The following is a 23,942-nucleotide window of genomic DNA, read 5'->3' on the forward strand; positions in this document are numbered from 1 at the left end:
ATCGAATGGAAGCACCATGACCGCTGATGAAGTTGGCTCCCGCGTCGAGACGGCGTATGAGTGGCTCCTGGCCGAGATCACCGGGTTCCGCATCCGCTCCGGCGCTCCGCTGTCGGAGAATCGGATCGCGACCCAGCTCGGCATCAGCCGCACCCCCGTGCGCGAGGCGCTGCAGCGCCTCGAGAAGGAGGGGCTGGTGAAGCGCACCGACAGTGCGCGCTTCGCCGTCTCGCAGCTCACCATTCAAGAAGTCAACGACGCGTGCGATCTGCTCGAGGCGCTCGACACCTACGTGTGCCGCAAGGCCTCCAGCATGCTCACCGAGGCCGACATCGAGCTGCTCACGGCGAGTGTGGCCGAGATGCAGCGGGCGGCCGCGGCCGACGATCGTGCCTCGTGGTCGGCGGCCGACCTGGCGTTCCACCGCACGGTCAACACGATCGCGAACAACCAGCTCGTGGCCGACACGGTCAAGGAGACGCGGCGCCGCATCCAGCGCTTCTGGATGCGCGCCGCCTCGCTGCAGTCGCGCCTCGAGGCGTGCTCGCAGGAGCACCTGGTGCTGGCCAACGCGATCATCGCGAAGGACTACCCGGCGATCGAGCCCGCGGTGAAGGAGCACATCGGCCACATGCGCGGGCGCATGATCGAGATGCTCGAGGCCGCGGGCGCGCTGCTCGGCGACTGACGCCGCAACGAAAGCGGGCCGAACCTGTCACCCAGGTTCGGCCCGCTTCGTCGTGCGGTGCGGGTCTAGTCCTTCGCCGCGAACGCGTCGTCGAAGGAGCCGGTCGGCACGTTCCAGAGGAGCGAGCGCACGTACTCGAGACCGGCGGGCGCGCCCTGGAGGCGATCCATGCCGGCGTCCTCCCACTCGACCGAGATCGGGCCGTCGTAGCCGATCGAGTTCAGGGCGCGGATCGCGTCCTCCCACGGCACGTCGCCGCGACCCGTCGAGACGAAGTCCCAGCCGCGCCGCGGGTCGGCCCAGGGTCGGTGGGAGCCGAGGATGCCGTTGCGGCCGTTGCCCATCCGCATCCGCGTGTCCTTGCAGTCCACGTGGTAGATGCGGTCGGCGAAGTCGAGAATGAACGCGACCGGGTCCAGGCCCTGCCACACCATGTGCGACGGGTCCCAGTTGAGGCCGAAGGCCTCCCGGTGGTCGATCGCCTCGAGCGTGCGCACGGTCGTCCAGTAGTCGTAGGCGATCTCGGACGGGTGCACCTCGTGTGCGAACCGCACGCCCTCGGAGTCGTAGACGTCGAGGATCGGGTTCCAGCGATCCGCGAAGTCCTGGTAGCCGGCGTCGATCACGTCCTGGCCGACCGGCGGGAACATGGCGACGTACTGCCAGATCTTCGAACCCGTGAAGCCGATGACGGTGTCGACGCCGAGCTTGCGCGCGGCGATGGCGGTGCGCTTCATCTCCTCGGCGGCACGCTGGCGCACGCCTTCGGCGTCGCCGTCGCCCCAGACCTTCGCGCCGACGATCGCCTCGTGGCGGAAGTCGATCGGGTCGTCGCAGACCGCCTGGCCTTTGAGGTGGTTCGAGATGGCGAACAGCTTCAGGTTGTACTTGTCGAGGATGTCGAGGCGCGACTGCACGTAGGCGTCGTCCTCCGAGGCGCGCCAGACATCGAGGTGGTCGCCCCAGCAGGCGAGCTCGAGGCCGTCGTAGCCCCAGCCGCTGGCGAGCTTGGCGACCTCTTCGAGGGGGAGATCCCCCCACTGGCCGGTGAACAGGGTGACAGGATGCGTCATTGCTTCTCCTTTGTTGGTCGGAACGGTGGTGGCCTCGGCAGCTACTCGGCGACGCGGACGCGTCGCGAACCCTCGGCGGAGCTCGCTTCGATCGCGGCGAGCACGCGCTGGACCCTCAGGCCGTCGGCGAATGACGGGCTCGACGGGCGCTCGTCGCGGATGCTGTTCAGGAACTCGGCGAACTGGTGCACGAAGGTGTGCTCCCAGCCGATGATGTGACCGTCGGGCCACCAGGCACCGACCCACGGGTGGTCGGCCTCGGTGACGAGGATGCGGCGGAAGCCCTGCCGCCCGGCGCTGTCGCTGCCGTCGAAGAACCACAGCTCGTTGAGGTTCTCCAGGTCGAAGCTGAGACTGCCGTGCTCGCCGTAGATCTCGAGGGTCAGGCCGTTCTTCTTGCCGAGCGCGAGCCGTGTCACCTCGAGCTGGGCGATGCCGCCGCCCGAGAGCTGGGCGGTGCCCCACGCGGCGTCATCGACGGTGACGTCTTCGAGCGCACCGCCCCCGGAGCCCTTGATGCCGCCGTCGCCGCCTTCGCCGCCGGGACGCTGGGCGACGAAGGTGCGCAGTCCGCCCGAGACCTCGTCGAGGGTCTCGCCGGTGACGTGCTGGATGAGGTCGGCGATGTGCGAGCCGAGGTCGCCGAGCGCGCCGCTGCCGGCGGTCTCGCGACGCAGTCGCCAGCTCATCGGGCTCGACGGATCGTTGAGCCAATCCTGAAGGTAGGCGGCGCGCACGTGCCGGATCGGCCCGATCCTGCCGTCGGCGACGAGTCGCCGGGCGACCTCGATGGCGGGGACGCGGCGGTAGTTGAAGTTGACGATGGCGTGCTGGCCGCGGGCGGTCGCGGCCTCGGCGGCGGCGAGCATCCGCTCGGCCTCCTCGACCGAGTTGGCGATCGGCTTCTCGACGATGACGTGCTTGCCCGCGTCCAGGGCCGCGATCGCGATCTCGGCGTGCAGGTTGCCGGGGGCGCAGACGTCGATGATGTCGATGTCGTCACGGGCGATCACCTCCCGCCAGTCGGTCGCCGACTCGGCCCAGCCGAAGCGGGCGGCGGCCGCAGCCACCTCTGCGGCGTTGCGCCCGACGAGCACGGCCTGCTCGACGGCGGGCACATCGAAGTAGGCGGCGACGTTGCGCCACGCCTGCGAGTGCGCCTTGCCCATGAACGCGTAGCCGATGACGGCCACCCGCAGTGTCTTGTCCGTGGTCATGGAGGTCCCTTCGCTCCGTTGCGAATTCGGTGGGGGATTCCCTCGCTGATTGACAGCGGTGGAACATGCCCCTATCGTACAACTACTTGTATACAAGCAGGGATACATTTCCGCATCCCGTTTCGAATGGCAGTTCACAGAGTCGTGAAGGTGACATGGATCAGTTTCTTCTCATCGCGCTGAATGGGCTGACGCTTGCCGCCGTGTACTTCCTCGTCGCGAGCGGACTCACCCTGATCTTCGGCCTCATGCGCGTCATCACCATGGCGCACGGCACCAGCTACCTGCTGGGCGGCTACCTCGGCTACGTCATCGCCCGCGAGACCGGCAACTGGTTCCTGGGGGCGCTCGGCGGTGCGCTGCTCGTCGGAATCCTCGGCCTCGTCATCCATCAGGTGCTGATCCGCCGCTTCCAGGACGACGACATGCGCGTCGCGCTCATCACGCTCGGCGTCTCGCTCATCGGAACCGACCTGATGCTCGCCTTCTTCGGCGGCACCGCCACACAGGTGCCCGTGCCCACCGAGGTGCAGACCTCCTCGGTCGAGCTGCCCCTCATCGGCGCCTACCCGGCGCTGCGGCTGCTCGTGCTCGTGATCGCCCTGGTCGTCGGTGTCGGGCTCACGCTCTTCATCACCCGCACGCGCTTCGGCTCGGTGGTGCGCGCCGGCGTCGACGACAGCCAGATGACGGCCGCCACCGGGGTCAATGTCCGAGTCGTCTTCGGCCTCATCTTCCTGCTCGGCTCGGCGCTCGCCGGCCTTGCCGGCGTCGTCGGCGGAACCCTCTTCCCGCTGCTTCCCGGTCAGGACGGCGTGTACCTCCTGTACTCCCTCGTCGTCGTGATCGTCGGCGGGATGGGCTCCATCACCGGAGCCGCGATCGGCGCCGCCCTGGTGGGCCTGGTGTCGCAGTTCTCGCTCGTCTACGCACCGACCTACTCGCTGGTGCTCACGTTCGCTCTCATGGTGGTCGTGCTCGCGATCCGCCCGCAGGGCATCATGGGGAGGGCGTCATGAGCAACGTCGAACTGTTCGCGCCGCGTCGCACCGGGATCGCGCGCTGGCTGCCGTGGGCGCTCGGCGGAACCGTGCTGCTGCTCGCGGTGCTGTTCCCCTACCTGGTGGACCGCCCTCGGTTCTGGCTGCCCAACATTGGCGTGCGCTCCATCTGGCTCGGCATCATCGCCATGAGCCTCGTCTTCCTGAACCGCTATGTCGGCCTGCTCTCGCTGGCGCAGGTCACGATCGCCGGCGTCTCCGCCTACGCCGTCGGCGTGATGATGGTGACCTTCGAGCTGCCTTTCCTGATGGCCGCCGTCGGCGGCCTTGCCGCCGGCACGATCGCCGGATTCCTGATCGCCCTGATCGCGGCCCGCACCAAGGCGATCTACTTCCTGATGATCACCCTCGCGATCGGGCAGGTGTTCTACTCCTGGGCATCGCAGGCGATCGAGGTGACGAACGCCCGCCGCGGTCTCGCCCCGGTGCTCAAGCCGGATCTCGGCATCGTGAACCTCAACGACATCACGACCTTCTACTACTTCGCCCTCGTGCTCGGCGTGCTCTGCTACGCGCTGTGCCGCTACGCCGCCAGCTCGACCTTCGGGCTGACGCTGCAGGGCGTGCGCGACAGCCCGGAGCGAATGAAGGCGCTCGGCTACAACGTCAACCGGTATCGCATCGCCGCGACCACGTTCGCCGCCTTCATCGCCTCCGCCGGCGGCATCCTGCTCGTGCTCGACCGCTCCCAGGTCGACCCGGACGTGGTGAGCCTCGGCTCGACCCTCGATGTGCTCGTCGTCGCGGTGATCGGCGGCGTCGGCTCGCTCGGCGGCGTGTTCGCCGGCGCCCTCGTGCTCACCCTGCTCTCGAACTTCGCCCAGAACCTGACCGACCGATACATGACCCTCACCGGGCTCGTGTTCATCCTCGTCCTGCTCTTCGCTCCGGCCGGTCTGGCCGGGATCGGGCAGCAGGTTAAGCGGTTCATCGACCGGCGGCGCGGTGCGCGCCGGGACGACGAATCGCCGCAAGACCCGCCGGCTGCCCAGCCGACGGAGAGTGCAATCACGGAAGGAAAACAGCAATGAAGCTGAAGAAAAAGGGCCTGGCCGCCTCGGTGGCCATCGGGGCATCCGTGCTCCTGCTCGCCACGGGTTGCTCGGCAACCGGAGGCGACGACGACGGTGTCATCAAGATCGGCGTGCTCGCCACCAGTGAAGGCAACCTCGCCTTCGGCATGGACGAGGCCAAGGCGGCCATCGGCGTCGCCATGGAAGCGCGCGGCGGCACCATGGACGGCGGCGAGATCGCCGGCCAGCAGGTCGAGATCATCTACGCCGGAACCGACGGCACGACCGCGTCGGCGCAGACCCAGGTGAAGAAGCTCGTCGAGAACGACGGCGTCGACATCGTCTTCGGCCCGGTCTCCGGCGACGAGGGCGAGACGGTCGTGCAGTACGCACTGACCGTGCCCGAGGTCACCTTCGTCAACGGCTCGGCCAGCCCGGTCGGCATGACGCTCGAGGGCGCCGAGAACTTCTTCCGCTTCCACGGCGACTCGGCCATGTGGATGGGCGGCGTCGGCGACTACGCCTACGACGAGCTCGGCTACGAGAAGATCTACCTCCTCGCCGAGGACTACTCGTTCCCGTACGACAACGCGGGCGGATTCTTCAGTGAGTTCTGCGGTGCCGGCGGCGAGATCAACGGCGCCTCGTGGGTGCCGGTCGGAACGACCGACTACGCGACGATCATCGCGCAGATCCCGGCGGACACCGACGCGGTGTACGTGGGCCTCGGCGGCGCGGACGCGGCGAGCTTCCTCTCGCAGGCCGTGACCAACGGTGTCAACAAGCCGCTCGTCGGCGGCACGATCGCGGTCGACACGACGGCCCTCTCCGGTGACGCCAACATCGCCTCGGCGGCCGTCGGCATGATCTCCGGTGGACCCGTCCCCGGTGCCGGCTACTCGAACCCGGTGTGGGATGAGTTCGTCGCGGCGTACGTGACGCAGCCGAACGCGTTCCCGAGCCCGTCGATCTTCTCGCTGCTGTACTACAACTCGTTCGAGCCGCTGCTGCTCGGGCTTGAGGCCGTCGACGGCGACCTCTCGGACGGCCACGAGGCCTACCGCGCGGCGCTGGCGTCGACCGACTGGGAGAGCCCGACCGGCCCGCTCACGATGGACGCGAACCGTCAGGGCATCGTCGACAACTTCATGAACGCGGTGGTCGAGGCAGAGGACGGCTCGCTCGTCCTCGAGACGATCACCACCACCAGCGGAGTGTCGCAGGGAACGACGGTCTACGACCGCTTCGACGACTGCAGCATCTTCTAGCAAGTCTGTTCCCGGTCGGCCGAGCACAGGGCGGCCGACCGGGGACACCCTTTTCACCCCGAACCGAGAGGACACCGCGATGACGGATCTCGCCCTTCGCGTCGACGACGTGTCGAAGCACTTCGGCGGACTCAAGGCCATGCGCCACGTGAGCCTGACGCTCGACGCGGGCGAGCGCATCAGCGTGATCGGCACCAACGGCGCCGGCAAGTCGACGCTCTTCAACTGCATCGCCGGCACGTTCCCGATCTCCTCCGGCACGATCGAGCTCTTCGGCGAGAACGTCTCGCACACCTCCGCCGCACAGCGGGCGCGGCGCGGACTCGCGCGCACCTTCCAGACCTCGCGGCTGTTCGAGCAGCTCACCGCCGCCGAGAACGTCTACATCGCCCTCGGCGGCAACGAGTTCCGCGGCGGGCTCTTCCGTCACGCCCGGCGTGACGAGGCCCGTTGGAGCCGGGTGGCTCGTCTGCTGGAGCGTGTCGGCCTCGCCGGCCGCGGCCCCAACCTGGTGGCCGACCTGTCGCACGGTGAGCAGCGCCAGCTCGAACTCGCCATGGCGCTGGCGCTGGAACCCAAGCTTCTGATGCTCGACGAGCCGGCCGCGGGGTTCTCGCCCGGCGAGCGGACCGCGCTCATCACACTCCTGCGGGAGCTGCCGCAGGAGATCAGCCTGTTGCTCATCGAGCACGACATGGACATCGCGCTCGCCGTCGCGAGCCGCGTGATCGTCATGCACGACGGCGAGAAGATCCTCGAGGGCACGCCCGATGAGATCCGTGCCAGCGAGCGGGTCCGCGAGATCTACCTGGGAGGATCCATTGACCACGCAGCCTGACCCGACCGCCGGTTTCGAGGTCACCGACCTCAACGTCTACTACGGCCGCGTCCACGTCCTCCAAGACGTGTCGTTCCGCATGGGCACCGAGCCGCTCGGCATGGTCGGGCGCAACGGCATGGGCAAGACGACGCTCGTGAAGGCGATCGCCGGATTCGTGCCGGTGCGCAGCGGGTCGATCGAGTTCGAGGGCCACGAACTGGTGGGGCGGCAGCCGTACCAGATCAACCGGGCCGGCATTGCGCACGTGCCCCAAGGCCGCCGGATCTTCCCCTCGCTGACCGTGCACGAGCACCTCACCATGGTGGGCGCCAAGAAGAGCGCGCGCTGGAACGTGCCCGCGATCTACGACCTGTTCCCGCGACTCGCCGAGCGTCGCAAGAACGGCGGAGCCGAGCTCTCCGGCGGCGAGCAGCAGATGCTCGCCATCGGTCGCGCCCTGCTGTCGAATCCGCGCCTGCTGGTGATGGATGAGCCCTCCGAGGGGCTCGCCCCCGCCGTCGTCGACCACCTCGCCGAGGTGCTGCGCGGGGTCGTGAGCGAGGGTCAGGCGGTGCTGCTGATCGAGCAGAACCTGCGCTTCGCGACCGAGCTCTGCGACCGCATCCTGGTGATGGTCAACGGGCGGATCGCCGCCGACCTGCCCGTCGGCGAGATCGCCAACGACCCGGAGATCCAGAACCGCTATCTGGGTGTCGTCTAGCCTGGCGGCATGACCTCGACCTTCGATCTCTCCGGCTCGCTGGCCGTCGTCACGGGTGCGAGCCGCGGCATCGGCGCGGGCATCGCGCTCGGGCTGGCTCGTGCGGGCGCCGACGTGGTCGGGGTGTCACGCACCGGCGGCGACGCGGAGGTGGCCGAGGCGATCCGCGCGCTCGGCCGCGAGTACCACTCGCTGTCGGCGGACCTGGCGACGCTCGCCGGCGTGCACGAGCTCGTCGCTCGACTCGATGAGCTCGGGCGGCCGGTCGACATCCTCATCAACAACGCCGGGATCGCCGAGCGGGCGCCCGCCGAGGAACATACCGACCAGCAGTGGGAGCACGTGATCGCGGTCAATCTCACGGCGCCGTTCACCTTGGCGCGCGAACTCGGCGCGCGCATGTTGGAGCGGGGCGACGGGCGGATCATCTTCCTCGCCTCGATGATGACGTTCCAGGGCGGGCGCAACGTCGTCAGCTACGCCGCGACCAAGTCCGGGGTTGCCGGCATCGTGCACGGGCTCGCGAACGAGTGGGCCGGCCGCGGCGTCAACGTCAACGCGATCGCCCCCGGCTACATCGAGACCGACCTGACGTCGGGGGCGCACGGCGACCCCGAGCGCCGTCAGGCTTTCACCGAGCGCATCCCCGCGGGGCGCTGGGGCACCCCGGACGACCTCGCCGGCGCGGCGGTCTTTCTCGCCTCGCCCGCGGGCTCCTACGTGCACGGGGTCGTGCTGCCGGTCGACGGCGGCTGGCTCGTTCGCTGACTCAGCGGCGGAGGAGTCGACGCCACCACGGGCGCGGCGCCGACACGGGTCGCCACCCGGATGCGGTCAGCCAGTCCAGGCACAGCTGCGGCCACGCCGAGGGCAGCGCGAACTCCTCGGCCAGTCCGAGTCCGTGGCGTCCGTCGCCGGTCGGGAAGACGTGCAGGCTGTGGCGCACCCCGGCGGAGGCGAGCGCCTGCGCGAGCAGGTAGCTGTGCTCGACGGGGACCGCGGGGTCGTCGGAGGTGTGCCAGATGAAGAAGGGCGGTGCCTCGGAGGTGACGAGGCGCTCGAGAGAGGTCTCGGCGCGAAGCTGCGGAGAGGCATCCAATCCGATCAGATTCTCGCGGGATCCGGCGTGGGTCTCGAGCAGCATCGAGACGACCGAGTAGCCGAGAATGACGAAGTCGACCCGATCCTCTTCGCTCGCCCCCGGCGCGAGCGCCGCATGCCCGGCCGCGTGGCCACCGGCCGAGAATCCGAGGAGACCGATGCGGTCGGCTCCCGCGGCGCGGAGGCGGCGGATCTCGCCGCGGACCGCATCGAGCACCGCCGGGTGGCGAGTTCCGACCGGATACCGGAACACGCTCGCCTCAACGCTGTTCGCGCGAAGCCACTCGGCGATCGGCTCCGCCTCGTGCGGGGCGTGGCCCCGGTAGCCGCCGCCGGGAAGGACGATCACATGGGTGAGCATGCCTCCAGTGTCTCGCGATCCACGTGCTCCCGGAGCGCGTCGGCATTGCAGCTTAGGTTTGCCTAAGCTGGTGGGGTGTGCCGTACGCCGCACAGAAAGGCCGTCATGCTCCGCTCCCGCTTCGCCGCCGCAGGTCTGGCCGTCGGCACGCTCCTCGCGTTCGCCGCGGCGGCCCCGGCCAGCGCGGCCACGGGCGCGGTCGACGCGGAGTGCGAGATCGTCGATGCGAGTCTCACCTGGGGCTTCAAGGAGTCGTTCCGCGCCTACATCGACGGCTCGATCGCCAACGGCGAGTGGACGACCGAAGGGGCCGTCAGCTACGCCACCCCCGACTTCACCTGGGCGCCGGGAGCCGGGTCCCTGGACGCCGAGGCCGACACCGCCGACATCCACTTCAGCGGGGGCATTCGCTTCACCGGTCACGGCGGAATCCTTGACACGACCTTCTCCGATCCGATCGTGCGCGTCGAGTCCGACGGCAGCGCGCGGGTTGTGATCGATGTCGCGGGGGACACGCGCGACGGCGAGCAGATCACCGCACCCAGCGTGGAGTTTCTGACCGGCGCCGCCGAGGCGAGCGTCGAGGACGGGCAGTGGACGCTGCACATCGCCGAGCCGACGCTGACCGAGGACGGAACCGCGGCCTTCCCCGACTACCAGGCGGGCTCCGAGTTCGATCCGCTGACGATCACGGCCAGCGTCGATGCCGCCTGCGAGGAAGCCCTGGCCGCCGCCGCGGAGGCTCGCGAGCTGCCCACCCGCCTCGGACTCATCGCCGGGGGCGCCGCCGCCGCGGCCGCACTCGTCGTCGTGCTGGTCGGCCTCGGCCGGCGCCGAGGCTCCCAGGGATGAGCCGCCGTCCGGCCCGGCGGCCCGCCGTCCGAGTGCTTGCCACGACGCTCGCCGCGGCGGTGCTGCTGACGGCGTGCACGGCGACGGGATCCGGCGTCGACCCCACGCCGGTCGTCGCCGATGATCGCCCGCTCTCCGAGCTCACCCTGTACCCGGACCCCAGTGACGTCGAGGGGCCGACGACCGCCGTGCTGCCGAACGAGGCGATCGAGCCGATCGCGGTCGACCCCACGGTGTCGCTTCCCGTGACGGTCACGTCCTACGACAGCGGCGGCGAGATCTCGGTCGAGGTCACCGACACCTCGCGCGTGCTGGCGCTCGACCTGGCCGGATCGATCGCCGCCACCGTCTGGGGGCTGGGTCTTGGCGACCGGCTCGTGGGCCGTGACACCTCGACCACCTTCGCGGGTGCCGCCGACCTCCCGCTGGTGACCAGCAACGGCCACACGATCAACGCCGAGGCGGTGATCGCCCTGCGACCCACCCTGGTGCTGACCGACGGCACCATCGGTCCGCGCGACGTGCTCGAGCAGCTGCGACAGGTCGGTGTGACCGTCGTCTTCCTCGACAACGAGCCCTCGTTCGGCGGGGCCGCGCAGCTCGCCCGCGACGTCGGCGAGGCGATGGGCGCCACCGAAGCGGGCGACCAGCTCGCCGCCGCCGTCGAGGCCGACGTGGAGGCGACCCGCGCCGAGATCGCGGCGATCCTGCCGGCCGACGAGACACGGCGCCCGCGCATGATCTTCCTGTACCTGCGCGGCGGCTCCGGCATCTATTACCTGTTCGGCGAAGGATCCGGTGCCGACGAGCTCATCGCCGCCCTCGGCGGCGTCGATGTCGCGGCCGAGGTGGGCTGGAGCGGCGAGCGTCCGATGACCGATGAGGCGCTCATCGCGGCGGACCCCGATGTGATCCTGGTCATGACCGAAGGTCTCGAGTCGGTCGGCGGTGTCGATGCGCTCCTGGCCGCGAAGCCCGCCATCGCGCTCACCCACGCGGGTGAGAACCGCCGCTTCGTCGACATGGCCGACGGCGATGTGCTGAGCTTCGGGCCGCGCTCCGCCGCGGTGCTCGACGCTCTCGCCCGAGCGGTCTACGCCGTTCCGAACTAGCAGGCCCCGCGCTCTTCCACGCCGGTCAGGACAGGCGTAGTGTGTGCCGGTGCCATTGCGCGAAGCGACCGCCCGGTCGCGTCTGTTCGAACGACTCCGTCCTCGCGCCACGCGGTTCCGGCCGGCCCAGGCGATCCTCGCCGGCTTCGCGCTCGCCGCGGGGGTCGGCACTGCGCTCCTGACCCTGCCGATCGCGAAGGCGGGCCCCGGTGGCGCGACGCCGATCGAGGCGCTCTTCACCGCGATCTCTGCCATCTCGGTCACCGGGCACGTCGTCGTCGACACCGCGAGCTACTGGACGCTCGGCGGGCAGATCGTGATCCTCGCCCTCATTCAGCTCGGCGGTCTCGGTGTCATGACCTTCGCGTCGGTGGTTGGCTTGATCGTGGTGCGGCGGCTGTCGCTCACGACCCGGATCACCGCGGCAACCGAGGTGCGCAGCGTCGGGCTCGACGACGTCGGCCGGCTCGTGAAGGGCGTCGTGACGATCTCACTGCTCATCGAGGGCACCACCGCGGCCGTCCTCGCGCTGCGCTTCGCGATCGGCTACGGCTACCCCTGGCACGAGGCGGCCTGGTTGGGGATCTTCCACGGAGTCTCCTCGTTCAACAACGCGGGGTTCTCACTGTTCAGCGACAACATGATCGGATTCGTCGACGACCCGGTCATCTCGCTCACCGTCGCGACGGCGATCATCCTCGGGGGCCTCGGGTTTCCGGTGCTCGTGCAGCTGCGCCGCCACCTTCGCCACCCCCGTGCCTGGAGCATGAACACGCGCATCGTGGTCGCGGCCACCCCCGTGCTGCTCGTGCTCGGAACGGTGTTCATCACGGTCGTCGAGTGGAGCAATCCCGCCACGCTCGGGGCGCTGGACTGGCCGGATCGCATCCTCGCCGGGTTCTTCCAATCGGTGCAGACGCGCACCGCCGGCTTCAACAGCGTCGATATCGGGCAGCTTCACGAGACCACCTGGCTGGGCATGGACGTGCTGATGCTGATCGGCGGTGGTCCCGCGGGTACCGCGGGCGGGATCAAGGTCACCACGTTCGCGGTGCTGCTGTTCATCGTGATCGCCGAGGTGCGCGGAGACGGGGTCGTCAACGTGTTCGGCAAGCGGCTCTCGCGGGCGGTGCACCGTCAGGCGATCGCCGTGGTGGCCGTCTCACTGGGCGTGATCATCGCGGCGACCGGGGCGATCATGCTCATGACGACCCACGGGCTGGGGCCTGTGCTCTTCGAGACGATCTCGGCGTTCTCGACCGTCGGGCTCTCGACCGGTATCACGGCCGATCTTCCGCCCGCCGCCCAGCTCGTGCTCGCCGTGCTGATGTTCGTCGGCCGTCTCGGCCCGATCACGTTCGCCACAGCGCTTGCTCTGCGTGAGCGCCAGGTGCTGTATCAACTGCCCAAGGAAAGGCCGATCATTGGCTAAATCAGCGTCGCTCCTGCGTGAGCGCAAGGTGGAGTCCGTCGCCGTCATCGGCCTGGGACGCTTCGGGAGCGCGCTCGCGCTCGAGCTCATGGCCAGCGGCGCCGAGGTGCTCGGCGTCGATGAGAGCGAAGAGATCGTGCAGGCGCTCAACGGCAAGCTCACGCACGTCGTGCAGGCCGACTCGACCAAGGAGGATGTGCTGCGACAGCTTGCCGTTCCCGAGTTCGACCGCGTCGTCGTGGCGATCGGCAGCGACATTCAGGCGAGCATCCTCACCACTTCGCTGCTGCTTCGCTTCGGGATCGCGAACCTCTGGGCGAAGGCGGTGAGCGAGCAGCACGGCCTGATCCTCGAACAGCTCGGGGTGCCGCACGTGATCTACCCGGAGAAGGACATGGGGCGACGCGTCGCCCACCTGGTGCGCGGCTCCATGCAGGACTTCCTCGAGATCGGTGACGGGTTCGCGCTGGTCAAGACGACGCCGCCGGAGCGGTTCGTCGGCGTGAAGCTTCGCGACCTCGAGATCCGATCGAAGTGGGGGGTCACCGTCACGGCGGTGAAGCCGGCGGGCCAGCCGTGGGAGTACACGACCGCCGACACGGTGCTGCGTGCCGATGACGTGATCATCGTGGCGGGGGCGACCCGCCAGGCGGAGGCATTCAGCCAGCTGCGCTGACGACGGGAAGGGTTCTTCGCCTCACGTTCACCTGGCGTTCCGCTCGGCACGTCACACTGCCGACCGGCTCGGAGAATCCCTCACTCGGCGAGCCGGAAAGGCATCCCCGTGCGTACCTCCTGGCGTCGTCGCCTGTCTGCGTCCCTCGTCGCCCTGCTCGGCGCGAGCGCTCTCGTCGTCTCCGCCCCCGCGGCGGCGGCCGAGCTGCCGTCGGTGGTGATCAACGAGGTCGAGACCGACGGCGGAACTCCGGGTGACTGGATCGAGCTGAAGAACCGCAGCGACGACCCCGTCGACGTGTCGGGCTGGTGGGTCGAAGACGGCGGCAACCCGGCCGAGCAGCTCGGCACCCTCGACCCGATCCCCGCCGGCGGGTACCTCGTGCTCGACAAGGATGTGCACTTCAGCTTCGGGCTCGGCAAGGCCGAGACCATCACCCTCTACGCCGTCGACGGCGAGACGGTGATCGACACCCATACGTTCCCCGACGACCACGCGGCCACGACCTACGGGCGCTGCGCCGACGGTGAGGGCGAATTCGCGGTCACCGCGTCGTCGACCCGCGGCGCCGTGAACGACTGCGCGAGCGAGACGCCCGTCGAGGAGCCGACGGCCGCCGAGGCCTTCGTGCTCAACGAGATCGTTTCGAGCGGCGGCGACCCGGACGACTGGATCGAGCTGTACAACACGGCCGACGTCGCGGTCGACGCGGCCGGTCTTCAGCTCCGCGATGGCGACGCCGCGCACGCGAACTACGTGATCCCGGCCGACACGGTGGTGGCCGCCGGCGGCTTCCTCGTGCTGGAGAAGGCGCAGTTCGATTGGGGACTGGGCGGCTCTGACACGGTGACGCTGTTCGACACCGACGGCGCGACCGTCATTGACGAACACTCCTGGAGCGCGCACGCCGCCACCAGCTACGGGCGCTGCGCCGATGGCTCCGGTGCGTTCGTCGAGACCGAGTCCGCGACGAAGGGCGCCGCGAACGACTGCGCCGCCGCCGACGCCCCCGCGGTGGTCGTCAACGAGGTCGAGTCGAGCGACGCCGGCGGCGGCCTCGACTGGGTCGAGTTCTACAACGCCGGCGCCGAGGCGGCCGACCTCTCCGGCTACCGGTTCCAGGACAACGACCCCGGTCACGACTTCTACGTCTTCGCGGACGGCTTCACCCTGGAGCCGGGCGAGTTCTTCGTCGTGCACGGCGACACCGAGACCGAGTTCCCGCACGGCATCGGCAGCAGCGACTCCGCGATCCTCTACGCGCCCGACGGCCTCACGGTCGTCGACAGCTACAGCTGGACCTCGCACGCGGCGACGACGTACGGGCGCTGCCCCGATGGCACGGGCGAGTTCGCCACGACCACGGCGCCGACGAAGGGAGCGGCCAACAACTGCGCCCCCGCGATCGTCATCAACGAGATCGAATCGAGCGACGCAGCGGGGGGCGCGGACTGGATCGAACTGGCGAACGCCGGCAGCGGCACGGTGAACCTCACCGGGTGGTCGCTGAAGGATGACGGCGATGACGATGCGTTCGTGTTCGGCGACGTGACGATCGACGCGGGCGAGCGCCTCCTGATCGAACGCGACGAAACGGGCGCGACCGGGTTCGGCTACGGCCTGGGCGGCTCCGACGCGGTGCGCCTCTTCGACGCGGGCGGCGCGCTCGTCGACTCGTACGTCTGGACCTCGCATGCCGCGGTGACCTACGGTCGCTGCCCCGACATCACCGGCGAGATCGGCGCGACGAGCGTCGCGACACCGGGGGCGGCGAACCTCTGCCCCGGTGAGGTGCCGGTGAGCGCGTGGCCGGGCGGCGCCGCCGTGACGACGGTCGACGAGGCCGGCGCCTTCGGTGCCGACATGAGCGGCCTGGTCTTCGAGGCGCCCGGCACGCTGTGGGCCGTGAACAACGGCTCGGGTCGGCTCTTCAAGCTGACCTGGAGCGGCAGCGCGTGGGTGCCCGTGTCGAGCGACGGCTGGTCGAACGGCAAGGTGCTGCGCTACCCCGGCGGCACCGGTCAGGTGGACGCCGAGGGAGTCACGATCCTCGGCGGCTCGAGCGCGAGCGGCGTCTACGTCGCCAGCGAGCGCAACAACGACGCCAGCGGCACGAGCCGCCCCTCCATCCTGCGCTTCGATGTCACTGGCTCGGCGGCGGAGCTCGTCGCGCTGGACGAGTGGAACCTGGCGACCGACCTGGCGAGGGACATTCCGACCCTCGGCGCGAATGCGGGACTGGAGGGCATCGCCTGGATCCCCGACAGCTACCTGACCGGGAACGGGCTGGTCGACGAGGCGACGGGCGAGCTCTACGACCCGAGCGACTACCCCGCCCACGGGTCCGGGCTGTTCTTCGTCGCCGTCGAGCAGGACGGCGGCGTCTACGGCTACGCGCTCACGACGGGCGGCGGCTTCGAGCGCGTCACGCGTTTCGACAGCGGATTCCCGGGCGCGATGGAGCTCGCCTTCGATCCGGAGCGCGGCGCGCTGTGGGTCGTCTGCGACGAGCTGTGCGACGGTGAGAGCCGCCTGTTCACGATCGCCTCCGACGGAGCCGACGCCGGGCGTTTCACGCTGACGACGGCGTATGCACGTCCGGCGGACGCGCCGAATGTCGCCAACGAGGGCTTCGCGATCACCCCGCAGTCGCTCTGCGTCGACGGACTGAAGCCGGTCTACTGGGCCGACGATAACGGCACCGGCGGACACGGTCTGCGGGCGGGCACGATCTCGTGCACGGTGCTCGGCGGCGAACCGGGCGGCGGCGAACCGGGCGGCGGCGAACCGGGCGGCGGCGAGTCGGAGGGCGACCCCGAGGCTCCGCTCGAGAGCGATCTCGGTCCCGGCAACGCGGGCGCCGTGACCGGCCCCGCGACCGGAACCGCGGGGGAGAGCCTCACGGTGTTCGTCGGACTCTCGCACGTTGGCGACGAGGTGGACGCCTGGATCTTCTCGACCCCGACCTATCTCGGGCGCCACACGGTGAGCACCTCGGGCACGATCACCGTGACGCTGCCGACCGGGCTCGATGCGGGCACGCACCGCATCGTCATCCTCGACGCGAGCGGTGCCATCCTCGGCTGGTATCAGCTTGAGGTGCAGGCGTCGGCCCCCGCCGCTCTCGCCACCACCGGCGGCGAGAGCCACGGAGCCGAATGGCTCGCGTTGGCGATGGTTCTGGCCGGCGTCGTGCTGCTCGCGGCGCGCCGACGCCGCGTCGCCTGACCGAAGCCGACACGACGAAGTGCCCCGCGGCGGCTGCCACCACACGGCCGCCGCGGGGACGTTTCAGGAGCGCGGAACGAGGCGCTGCAGCTGGGTGACGTGCTTCGGGGTGAGCTCCTCGAGGTTCTGCACCTCGAGCAGCTTCATGGTGCGCACGACCTGGTCGGAGAGGATCTGAATGGTGCGGTCGACGCCCGCGCGACCGCCAGCCATCAGGCCGTAGAGGTAGGCACGTCCGATCAGCGTGAACTTCGCGCCCATGGCGATCGAGGCCACGATGTGGGCGCCGTCCATGATGCCGGTGTCGACGGCGATCTCGGTGTCCTTGCCGACCTCGCGCACCACCTCGGGCAGCAGGTGGAAAGGGATCGGGGCGCGGTCGAGCTGGCGTCCGCCGTGGTTCGACAGGATGATGCCGTCGACGCCGAGGTCGGTGAGCTTCTTCGAGTCCTCGACGTTCTGCACGCCCTTGATGACGAGCTTGCCGGGCCACATGTCGCGGATGGTCTTCAGGTCGTCGAAGTTGATCGACGGGTCCATCGCGGAGTCGAGCAGCTCGCCGACGGTGCCGCCGGTGGACGAGAGCGAGGCGAACTCGAGCTTCGGGGTGGTGATGAAGTCCCACCACCACCAGGGGCGGGGGATCGCGTTGGCGATCGTGCCGAGCGAGAGCTGCGGCGGGATGGAGAAGCCGTTGCGCTTGTCACGCAGTCGCGCTCCGGCAACGGGGGTGTCGACGGTGAACATCAGCGTGTCGAAGCCGGCGGCGGCGGCGCGCTCGACGAGGCCGTAGGAGATCTCGCGCTGACGCATCACGTAGAGCTGGAACCAGTTGCGCCCGTCGGGGTTCGCGGCCTTCACGTCCTCGATCGAGGTCGTGCCGAGCGTCGACAGGGTGAACGGGATGCCCGCGGCGCCCGCCGCGCCAGCCCCGGCGATCTCGCCCTCGGTCTGCATGAGCCGGGTGAAGCCGGTCGGGGCGATGCCGAACGGCATCGCCGAGGGGCCGCCGAAGATGGTGGTCGAGGTGTCGACGTTCGAGACGTCGCGCAGGATCGAGGGGTGGAACTCGATGTCGTCGAAGGCCTGGCGGGCGCGGGCGAGCGACAGCTCGCCTTCGGCCGAGCCGTCGGTGTAGTCGAAGGCCGCGGTGGGCGTGCGACGCTTCGCGATCGTGCGCAGGTCGTGGATGGTGAGCGCCGACTGCAGTCGACGGCGCTTGCCGTTGAAGTCGGGCTTCTTGAACTTCATCAGCTCGAAGAGCTCGACCGGGTTCGGGAACTGGCGTTTCACCATCAGAGGTGCCTTTCTGGCTCACGGGGCTGAGCGGCATGGTGCGCGACCAGGCGGTCGCGCGATCCGTGGATGTGGGAGCGGGTGAGCTCGGCGGCCGCGGCGGCATCGCCGGCGAGGATCGCGTCGAGGATTCCCTGGTGCTGGGTGGCGATCTCACCCGCGGTGAGCAGGCCCGCGCTCTGCACCTGGGCGATGCAGAGCTCGATCTCGCCCATGAGCAGCGCGTGCAGGTGGGCGAGGCGCGGGCTCGGCTGCCCGCTGCCGATCGCACGGTGGAAGGCGATGTCGGCTTCGGCGAAGGGCTCGCCGCGCTCGGCGCGCGCCAGCAGGCTGCGGTGGGCGGCGACGGCCTCCGGCGGCACGGCTCCGCTGCGCGCGAGGGACTCGACGGCGGCGGCTTCGACCACGGCGCGGGTGTCGAACAGGTCCTCGATGTCGGCCCGTTCGAGCATCGGCACCCGCGCCGCGCGATGCGCCTCGCGGCGCAGGAGGCCCTCGGTGACGAGCCGCTCGATCGCGAGCTTGGCGGTGGGTCGGGCGACGCCGTGGCGCAGCGCGACGGCGGATTCGGTGATCGACGAGCCGGGGCGTTCCACACCGCTCAGGATGCGCTCGCGCAGCTCTCCGTAGACGGAGTCGGGGAGCACGGCAGAGGGCTCGACGTTCATGTCGCCCCCTTTGCCGGTCGCACGCGCGTGCGGATTGTCTAACAACCTAACGAGTTGTTAGACAATCCGCAAGCGGTCGCGGGGTGGGTCAGGCGACGTGCGGAAGAACCTCGGTGCCGACGAGCTCCAGGTGCTCCAGATCGCGCAGGTCGAAGAACTGCAGGTAGACGCGCGCCGCCCCGCGCTCCGAGTACTGCCCGAGGATGTCGACGATCTGCTGCGGCGAGCCGACCGCGTTGTTCGGGTTCTCGAGGTTGCCGCCGACCCGGTCCGCGCGGGCGGCGCGCTCCTCGGCCGTTCGCCCGCACCAGATCTGCGCGGCCGCCGAGTAACGCAGCGACTCGGGGTCGCGGCCCTCGGTCTCGCACGCCGCGCGCACCACGTCGAAGCGGTCGCCGGCCCCGGACGGTCCGCTGAAGCTGTTGAACTCGGAGGCGTAGCGCGCGGCGATGCGCGGGGTGCGGGTCGGGCCGCCGCCGCCGACGATGATCGGCACCGAGTCCTGCACCGGGCGCTGGCGCGCGGGCGCGCGGTCGAGGCGGTAGTGCTCGCCCGCGAAGTCGAAGGTCTCATCGCCGCCGAGCGACCACAGGCCGCGCACGATCTCGAGCTGCTCCTCGAGCATGCCGAATCGCTTCTCCGGGAACGGAATGCCGTAGGCGCGGTGCTCGGCCTCGAACCAGCCGGTGCCGAGTCCCAGCTCGACGCGGCCGCCCGAGATGTCGTCGACGTTGGCGACCTGGATGGCCAGGATGCCCGGAGTGCGGTAGGTGACGGAGCTGACGAGCGTGCCGAGGCGCACCGTGCTCGTCTCGACGGCGATCGCGGCGAGGCTGGTCCAGGCATCCGTCGGCCCCGGCGCTCCGTCCGTGGCGTCACCCATCTTCAGATAGTGGTCGGAGCGGAAGAAGCCGTGAAAGCCGAGCCGCTCTGCCGTGACGGCGAAGTCCCGAAGCTCGGTGTAGCTGGCTCCTTGCTGAGGTTCGACGAAAGCGCAGATTTCCATTCATCGATCCTGTCAGGTGTCGGGCGTCTGCTCGGCGCGGTCGAGATCGACGTTCCAGGCGGCGGCAAGTTCGGCATCCCATGGCTCGGTCTCGGCGGCGGCCGCGTCGCGCGCCGTCTCGGGGCGACCGGCGCCAGAGACCACCGACACGGCGGCGGACGTCGCGAGCAAGCCGCGCAGCACGAGCCGCGGCAGACTGCTCTGGCGCTGCCGCGCGAGCGCGGCCAGTGTGGGGAGCGCCGAGTCTAGCGAGCCGGCCCTCGCGCCGCCGCCGAGCGGAGAGTAGGCGAAGAACGCGGTTCCGTGGCGTTCGCACCAGTCGATGACGTCCAGCGAGTCGCGGCGGAATGGCGAGAACGCGTTCTGCACCGCGTCGATGCGGATGGTGTCCGCGACACGGTCGAGCTGCGCGCGCGTGACGTTCGACACCCCGATCGCCGCGATGTCGCCGGATCGTCTCGCCTCGTCGAGAAAGCCGAGGCTCTCGTCGAGCGGAACGACGCCCTGATCGGCGCGGTGCAGGTAGAACAGCCCGAGTCTTTCGACGCCGAGGGTCGCGCGCGCAAGGTCGAGGTCATGGCGAAGCCGCTCGGGGCTGTTGTCGACCTCCCACGTGCTCTCGCCGGTTCGGAAGTGCCCGCCCTTGGTGGCGATCAGGACCTCGGGATGACGCGCCGCAGCGAGCGCCATCACGCGTTCGCCGAACGCCGGATCGTCGGCCGGGGCGTAGGCGCGCGCCGTGTCGAGGATGCGAACGTCCGCCTCGATCGCCGCGTCGAGGACCGCGAGCTTCGGTTCGATCGGACCGCCCTCGATCGCCATCACGGCGCCGCCCAGAGCGACCCGGCCGGCCAGCGTCGTCATGGGCGCGGGTCGAACCGCTTCGGCGGGAACGCGCGCATCGCGATCGCCCGCAGCGACTCCAGGTCGCCGCTGACGAAGCCCTGCGCGCGCGCCTGCACGAGCACGTTGCCGATCGCGGTCGCCTCGACCGGGCCGGCGAGCACCGGGAGTCCGGCCGCGTCGGCGGTGAGCTGGCACAGCAACTCGTTGAGCGAGCCGCCGCCCACGAGGTGGATCGCGTTGACCGGCTTGCCGCTCAGCCGCGAGGCGTTCTCGATGGCCCGCGCGTAGGCGTCGGCCAGCGACTGCAGGATGCTGCGCACGAGCTCCGGGCGGCTCGCCGGCGGCTCGATCCCGCGCTCGGTGAACCACGCGGCGATCCGCGCCGGCATGTCGCCGGGAGCGAGGAAGGCCTCGTCGTCGGCGTCGAACACCGGCACATCGGCGCGGGCGGACGCGGCCTGTGACAGCAGCGCCGACAGCGAGATCGTCTCGCCGGAGCGCTCCCAGTCGCGGATGCTCTCGCTGAGCAGCCACAGGCCCATCACGTTGTGCAGGTAGCGCACGCGTCCGTCGACGCCGCCCTCGTTGGTGAAGCCGGCGAGCCGGCTCTCCTCCGTCAGCACCGGGCGCTCGAGCTCGACGCCGACCAGCGACCAGGTGCCGCACGAGATGTAGGCGACATCCGGATCCGTCGACGGCACGGCGACGACGGCGCTCGCCGTATCGTGCGAGCCGACCGTGGTCACCACGGCGCGGGTCTCGCCGATGCCGCGCCGCGCGGTCGGAACCAGCGGTCCGACCTCGGTGCCCGCATCGACGAGCGGTCGGAACAAGCGCTGCGGCAGGCCGAGGCGCTCGGTCAGCGCGAAGTCCCACTCGCCGGTCTCGACGCCGAGAAGGCCCGTCGTCGAGGCGTTGGTGCGCTCGGCGACGCTGCGCCCGGTCAGCCAGTAGCCGAGCAGATCGGGCAGCAGCAGGTGCGAGTCCGCCAGCTCGAGCATGCCCGCGGTGCGATCGGCGGTGAGCTGGAACAGCGTGTTGAACGACAGGTGCTGCAGTCCGTTCAGCCGGTACAGCTCCTCGGGCGGAACGATGCCGTGCACGACCTCCACCGCGGCGAGGTTGCGCTCATCGCGGTACGCGTAGGGTGCGCCGAGCAGGCGGCCGTCGCGCAGCAGGCCGTAGTCGACTGCCCACGAGTCGATGCCGATGCTCGCCACCTGCGGCTCCTGGCGCACCGCGGCCGCGAGGCCTTCGACCACGTCGCGGTAGAGCTCCAGCACGCTCCAGTGCAGGCCGTCGAGGGTGCGAACCGGGCGGTTCGGGAAGCGCGCGACGTCGGTGAGCCGCAGCTCGTTGTGCCCGACGTAGCCGAGGATCACGCGGCCGCTGGTGGCACCGAGGTCGACCGCGGCGACCGCGCCCCCGCTCATCGGAGGAACGCCGCCGCGACGCCCGCGTCCACGGGGACGTGGAGACCGGTGGTGTGCGAGAGGTCCGGGCCGGTGAGCACCGCGACCGCGTTGGCGACGGTCTCGGGCAGCACCTCGCGCTTGAGGATGGTGCGCTGCGCGTAGAACTTGCCCAGGTCGTTCTCGTCGATGCCGTAGGTCTTGGCGCGGTTCGCGCCCCAGCCGCTGGCGAAGATGCCCGAGCCGCGCACGACGCCGTCCGGGTTGATGCCGTTGACCTTGACGCCGTGCTCGCCGAGCTCGACCGCGAGCAGACGCACCTGGTGCGCCTGGTCGGCCTTCGTCGCCGAGTAGGCGATGTTGTTCGGGCCGGCGAACACCGAGTTCTTCGAGGCGATGTAGATGACGTCGCCGCCCATGCCCTGCTCGATGAGCACCTTCGCGGTGGCCTTCGAGACCAGGAACGAGCCCTTCGCCATGATGTCGTGCTGGAAGTCCCAGTCCTTCTCGGTGGTCTCCAGCAGCGGCTTCGAGAGCGAGACGCCCGCGTTGTTGACGACCAGGTCGACGCCGCCGAAGGCGAGGACGGCCTCCTGCACCATGCGGTCGATCGCGTCGGCATCCGTGACGTTCACCTCGACGCCGATCGCGACGTCGGTCGAGCCGAGCTCGGCGGCGGCCTCCTGCGCCTTCGTCAGGTCGAGATCGGCGATGACGACGCACGCGCCGTCGGCGGCGAGCCGGGTCGCGATCGCCTTGCCGATGCCGGAGGCGGCACCGGTGACCAGGGCGACGCGCGTCGCGTGGGTCTTCGGCTTCGGCATCCGCTGCAGCTTGGCCTCTTCGAGGGCCCAGTACTCGATGCGGAACTTCTCACGGTCGCTGATCGGGGTGTAGGTCGAGATCGACTCCGCGCCGCGCATGACGTTGATCGCGTTGAGGTAGAACTCGCCGGCCACGCGGGCGGTCTGCTTGTTCGCGCCGAAGCTGAACATGCCGACGCCGGGCACCAGCACGATCGCCGGGTCGGCACCGCGCATCGCGGGGGAATCCTTCTCGGCGTGCTTCTCGTAGTAGGCGGTGTAGTCCTTGCGGTACGCCTCGTGCAGCTCCTTGAGTCGCTCGATGGCCTTCTCGACGGGCGCGTCGGCGGGCAGGTCGAGCAGCATCGGCTTGACCTTGGTGCGCAGGAAGTGGTCGGGGCAGCTCGTGCCGAGCGCGGCGAGCTTGGGGGCGTTCGCGCTGGCGAGGAACTCCAGCACGCGCGGGTCGTCGGTGAAGTGGCCGACCATCGGCTTGTCGTGGCTGGCGAGGCCGCGGATCGTCGGTGCGAGCGCGGCGGCCTTGGCGCGGCGCTCGGCGGGAGCAAGGGCGAGGTTCTTCTTCACCTCGCGGCCGAAGGGGCTCTTCTTGCCCTTCGCGGCGAGGTACTCCTCCGCGGTCTTGATGATCCAGAGGCTGTTCTTCTGGCAGGCGGCGCTCGTCGCACCCCAGGCGGTGATGCCGTGGCCGCCGAGGATGCAGCCGATCGCGTTCGGGTTCTCGGCCTTGATCTTGGCGATGTCGAGTCCGAGCTGGAAGCCGGGGCGGCGCCACGGAACCCAGACGACCTTGTCGCCGAAGATCTTCTTGGTGAGCTTCTCGCCGTCCTTGGCGGTCGCGATCGCGATGCCCGAGTCGGGGTGCAGATGGTCGACGTGCGCGGCGTCGACGAGGCCGTGCATCGCGGTGTCGATCGACGGGGCCGCGCCGCCCTTGCCGTGCAGGCAGTAGTCGAACGCGGCGACCATCTCGTCTTCGCGGTCGAGGCCCGGGTAGACGTCGACGAGCGCGCGCATCCGGTCGAGGCGCAGCACAGCGAGGCCGGACTCGGTGAGCGTGCCGAGGTCGCCGCCGGAGCCCTTGACCCACATCAGCTCGACCGGCTCACCGGTGACCGGGTCGGTCTCGGTGCCCTTGGCGGAGGTGTTGCCGCCCGCGTAGTTGGTGTTCTTCGGGTCGGAGCCGAGCTTGTTGCTGCGGGCGATGAGGTCTTGTGCGGTGCTCACGTCGAACGTCCTTGTCTGTTTCTGTTAAGTCTCTCAGAACGTA

The 23,942-nt window shown here is 69.9% G+C and carries 21 protein-coding genes; 12 read left to right on the plus strand and 9 right to left on the minus strand.

Annotated features, from left to right (window positions below):
* The first annotated feature begins 16 nt into the window (after window positions 1–16).
* Complete coding sequence (locus tag ACR3ZA_RS08500; protein ID WP_473661538.1) at window positions 17–688, plus strand: FCD domain-containing protein; 672 nt, start codon at window positions 17–19, stop codon at window positions 686–688.
* Between the two features lie 65 nt (window positions 689–753).
* Here the strand turns inward: ACR3ZA_RS08500 and ACR3ZA_RS08505 are convergent, their stop codons facing one another.
* Window positions 754–1,761 (minus strand): TIM barrel protein, encoded by a 1,008-nt coding sequence (locus ACR3ZA_RS08505; RefSeq protein ID WP_473661539.1) that lies wholly within the window; start codon window positions 1,759–1,761, stop codon window positions 754–756.
* 41 nt (window positions 1,762–1,802) lie between these two features.
* On the minus strand, window positions 1,803–2,978 hold the full coding sequence (locus tag ACR3ZA_RS08510; RefSeq protein ID WP_473661540.1) for a Gfo/Idh/MocA family protein: 1,176 nt from the start codon (window positions 2,976–2,978) through the stop codon (window positions 1,803–1,805).
* A 155-nt stretch (window positions 2,979–3,133) separates the two neighbouring features.
* Between ACR3ZA_RS08510 and ACR3ZA_RS08515 the strand changes: the two genes are divergently transcribed.
* The 6 genes from ACR3ZA_RS08515 to ACR3ZA_RS08540 all read left to right on the plus strand — a co-directional run bounded on the left by ACR3ZA_RS08515 (window position 3,134) and on the right by ACR3ZA_RS08540 (window position 8,629).
* Window positions 3,134–3,997: an ABC transporter permease subunit gene (locus tag ACR3ZA_RS08515; protein ID WP_473661541.1), complete on the plus strand. Its 864-nt coding sequence runs from the start codon at window positions 3,134–3,136 to the stop codon at window positions 3,995–3,997.
* Entirely contained in the window at window positions 3,994–5,070 is a 1,077-nt protein-coding gene (locus ACR3ZA_RS08520; protein WP_473661542.1) for an ABC transporter permease subunit, read from the plus strand. Before ACR3ZA_RS08515 ends, ACR3ZA_RS08520 begins: the two co-directional genes overlap by 4 nt.
* Window positions 5,067–6,320: an ABC transporter substrate-binding protein gene (locus ACR3ZA_RS08525; RefSeq protein WP_473661543.1), complete on the plus strand. Its 1,254-nt coding sequence runs from the start codon at window positions 5,067–5,069 to the stop codon at window positions 6,318–6,320. Before ACR3ZA_RS08520 ends, ACR3ZA_RS08525 begins: the two co-directional genes overlap by 4 nt.
* 79 nt (window positions 6,321–6,399) lie before the next feature.
* On the plus strand, window positions 6,400–7,158 hold the full coding sequence (locus tag ACR3ZA_RS08530; RefSeq protein ID WP_473661544.1) for an ATP-binding cassette domain-containing protein: 759 nt from the start codon (window positions 6,400–6,402) through the stop codon (window positions 7,156–7,158).
* Window positions 7,142–7,861, plus strand: a complete 720-nt coding sequence (locus tag ACR3ZA_RS08535) for an ATP-binding cassette domain-containing protein (RefSeq protein ID WP_473661545.1) — start codon at window positions 7,142–7,144, stop codon at window positions 7,859–7,861. The genes ACR3ZA_RS08530 and ACR3ZA_RS08535 overlap by 17 nt, the downstream gene beginning before the upstream one ends.
* A gap of 9 nt (window positions 7,862–7,870) precedes the next feature.
* A complete protein-coding gene (locus ACR3ZA_RS08540; RefSeq protein ID WP_473661546.1) occupies window positions 7,871–8,629 on the plus strand; it encodes an SDR family oxidoreductase in 759 nt (252 codons plus the stop codon).
* 1 nt (window position 8,630) lies between these two features.
* Here ACR3ZA_RS08540 and ACR3ZA_RS08545 read toward each other — a convergent pair whose 3' ends face one another.
* Window positions 8,631–9,323 carry a prolyl oligopeptidase family serine peptidase gene (locus ACR3ZA_RS08545; RefSeq protein ID WP_473661547.1) on the minus strand — a complete coding sequence of 231 codons (693 nt, stop codon included), beginning with the start codon at window positions 9,321–9,323 and terminating at the stop codon, window positions 8,631–8,633.
* Window positions 9,324–9,428: 105 nt separating this feature from the next.
* Between ACR3ZA_RS08545 and ACR3ZA_RS08550 the strand changes: the two genes are divergently transcribed.
* The 5 genes from ACR3ZA_RS08550 (at window position 9,429) to ACR3ZA_RS08570 (ending at window position 16,623) form a co-directional block, all read left to right on the plus strand.
* On the plus strand, window positions 9,429–10,175 hold the full coding sequence (locus tag ACR3ZA_RS08550; protein ID WP_473661548.1) for an HtaA domain-containing protein: 747 nt from the start codon (window positions 9,429–9,431) through the stop codon (window positions 10,173–10,175).
* Complete coding sequence (locus ACR3ZA_RS08555; protein ID WP_473661549.1) at window positions 10,172–11,287, plus strand: ABC transporter substrate-binding protein; 1,116 nt, start codon at window positions 10,172–10,174, stop codon at window positions 11,285–11,287. The genes ACR3ZA_RS08550 and ACR3ZA_RS08555 overlap by 4 nt, the downstream gene beginning before the upstream one ends.
* A 49-nt stretch (window positions 11,288–11,336) precedes the next feature.
* On the plus strand, window positions 11,337–12,719 hold the full coding sequence (locus ACR3ZA_RS08560; protein ID WP_473661550.1) for a potassium transporter TrkG: 1,383 nt from the start codon (window positions 11,337–11,339) through the stop codon (window positions 12,717–12,719).
* The gene (locus tag ACR3ZA_RS08565; RefSeq protein WP_473661551.1) at window positions 12,712–13,395 is read left to right on the plus strand and encodes an NAD-binding protein; all 684 of its coding nucleotides are present in this window, start codon (window positions 12,712–12,714) and stop codon (window positions 13,393–13,395) included. The genes ACR3ZA_RS08560 and ACR3ZA_RS08565 overlap by 8 nt, the downstream gene beginning before the upstream one ends.
* A 108-nt stretch (window positions 13,396–13,503) precedes the next feature.
* Window positions 13,504–16,623, plus strand: coding sequence for a lamin tail domain-containing protein (locus ACR3ZA_RS08570; protein WP_473661552.1), 3,120 nt, complete (start codon window positions 13,504–13,506; stop codon window positions 16,621–16,623).
* A gap of 63 nt (window positions 16,624–16,686) precedes the next feature.
* Here ACR3ZA_RS08570 and ACR3ZA_RS08575 read toward each other — a convergent pair whose 3' ends face one another.
* The 6 genes from ACR3ZA_RS08575 to ACR3ZA_RS08600 form a co-directional block, all read right to left on the minus strand.
* Window positions 16,687–17,919, minus strand: coding sequence for an alpha-hydroxy-acid oxidizing protein (locus ACR3ZA_RS08575; RefSeq protein ID WP_473661553.1), 1,233 nt, complete (start codon window positions 17,917–17,919; stop codon window positions 16,687–16,689).
* Complete coding sequence (locus tag ACR3ZA_RS08580) at window positions 17,919–18,587, minus strand: FCD domain-containing protein (protein ID WP_473661554.1); 669 nt, start codon at window positions 18,585–18,587, stop codon at window positions 17,919–17,921. Before ACR3ZA_RS08580 ends, ACR3ZA_RS08575 begins: the two co-directional genes overlap by 1 nt.
* Window positions 18,588–18,675: 88 nt before the next feature.
* On the minus strand, window positions 18,676–19,593 hold the full coding sequence (locus ACR3ZA_RS08585; protein WP_473661555.1) for a TIGR03560 family F420-dependent LLM class oxidoreductase: 918 nt from the start codon (window positions 19,591–19,593) through the stop codon (window positions 18,676–18,678).
* 12 nt (window positions 19,594–19,605) lie between these two features.
* Window positions 19,606–20,457: an aldo/keto reductase gene (locus tag ACR3ZA_RS08590; protein ID WP_473661556.1), complete on the minus strand. Its 852-nt coding sequence runs from the start codon at window positions 20,455–20,457 to the stop codon at window positions 19,606–19,608.
* A complete protein-coding gene (locus tag ACR3ZA_RS08595) occupies window positions 20,454–21,872 on the minus strand; it encodes an FGGY-family carbohydrate kinase (protein ID WP_473661557.1) in 1,419 nt (472 codons plus the stop codon). Before ACR3ZA_RS08595 ends, ACR3ZA_RS08590 begins: the two co-directional genes overlap by 4 nt.
* Entirely contained in the window at window positions 21,869–23,899 is a 2,031-nt protein-coding gene (locus tag ACR3ZA_RS08600) for a bifunctional aldolase/short-chain dehydrogenase (RefSeq protein ID WP_473661558.1), read from the minus strand. Before ACR3ZA_RS08600 ends, ACR3ZA_RS08595 begins: the two co-directional genes overlap by 4 nt.
* Window positions 23,900–23,942 lie beyond the last annotated feature (43 nt).

The sequence above is a fragment of the Herbiconiux sp. J20-20 genome, assembly GCF_057365085.1.

Excerpts from the sequence above, each read along its gene's own strand:
- ACR3ZA_RS08500 (WP_473661538.1), top strand. The coding sequence starts at position 17 with ATGACCGCTGATGAAGTTGGCTCCCGCGTCGAGACGGCGTATGAGTGG.
- ACR3ZA_RS08505 (WP_473661539.1), bottom strand. The coding sequence starts at position 1,761 with ATGACGCATCCTGTCACCCTGTTCACCGGCCAGTGGGGGGATCTCCCC.
- ACR3ZA_RS08510 (WP_473661540.1), bottom strand. The coding sequence starts at position 2,978 with ATGACCACGGACAAGACACTGCGGGTGGCCGTCATCGGCTACGCGTTC.
- ACR3ZA_RS08515 (WP_473661541.1), top strand. The coding sequence starts at position 3,134 with ATGGATCAGTTTCTTCTCATCGCGCTGAATGGGCTGACGCTTGCCGCC.
- ACR3ZA_RS08520 (WP_473661542.1), top strand. The coding sequence starts at position 3,994 with ATGAGCAACGTCGAACTGTTCGCGCCGCGTCGCACCGGGATCGCGCGC.
- ACR3ZA_RS08525 (WP_473661543.1), top strand. The coding sequence starts at position 5,067 with ATGAAGCTGAAGAAAAAGGGCCTGGCCGCCTCGGTGGCCATCGGGGCA.
- ACR3ZA_RS08530 (WP_473661544.1), top strand. The coding sequence starts at position 6,400 with ATGACGGATCTCGCCCTTCGCGTCGACGACGTGTCGAAGCACTTCGGC.
- ACR3ZA_RS08540 (WP_473661546.1), top strand. The coding sequence starts at position 7,871 with ATGACCTCGACCTTCGATCTCTCCGGCTCGCTGGCCGTCGTCACGGGT.
- ACR3ZA_RS08545 (WP_473661547.1), bottom strand. The coding sequence starts at position 9,323 with ATGCTCACCCATGTGATCGTCCTTCCCGGCGGCGGCTACCGGGGCCAC.
- ACR3ZA_RS08550 (WP_473661548.1), top strand. The coding sequence starts at position 9,429 with ATGCTCCGCTCCCGCTTCGCCGCCGCAGGTCTGGCCGTCGGCACGCTC.
- ACR3ZA_RS08555 (WP_473661549.1), top strand. The coding sequence starts at position 10,172 with ATGAGCCGCCGTCCGGCCCGGCGGCCCGCCGTCCGAGTGCTTGCCACG.
- ACR3ZA_RS08575 (WP_473661553.1), bottom strand. The coding sequence starts at position 17,919 with ATGGTGAAACGCCAGTTCCCGAACCCGGTCGAGCTCTTCGAGCTGATG.
- ACR3ZA_RS08580 (WP_473661554.1), bottom strand. The coding sequence starts at position 18,587 with ATGAACGTCGAGCCCTCTGCCGTGCTCCCCGACTCCGTCTACGGAGAG.
- ACR3ZA_RS08585 (WP_473661555.1), bottom strand. The coding sequence starts at position 19,593 with ATGGAAATCTGCGCTTTCGTCGAACCTCAGCAAGGAGCCAGCTACACC.
- ACR3ZA_RS08590 (WP_473661556.1), bottom strand. The coding sequence starts at position 20,457 with ATGACGACGCTGGCCGGCCGGGTCGCTCTGGGCGGCGCCGTGATGGCG.
- ACR3ZA_RS08595 (WP_473661557.1), bottom strand. The coding sequence starts at position 21,872 with ATGAGCGGGGGCGCGGTCGCCGCGGTCGACCTCGGTGCCACCAGCGGC.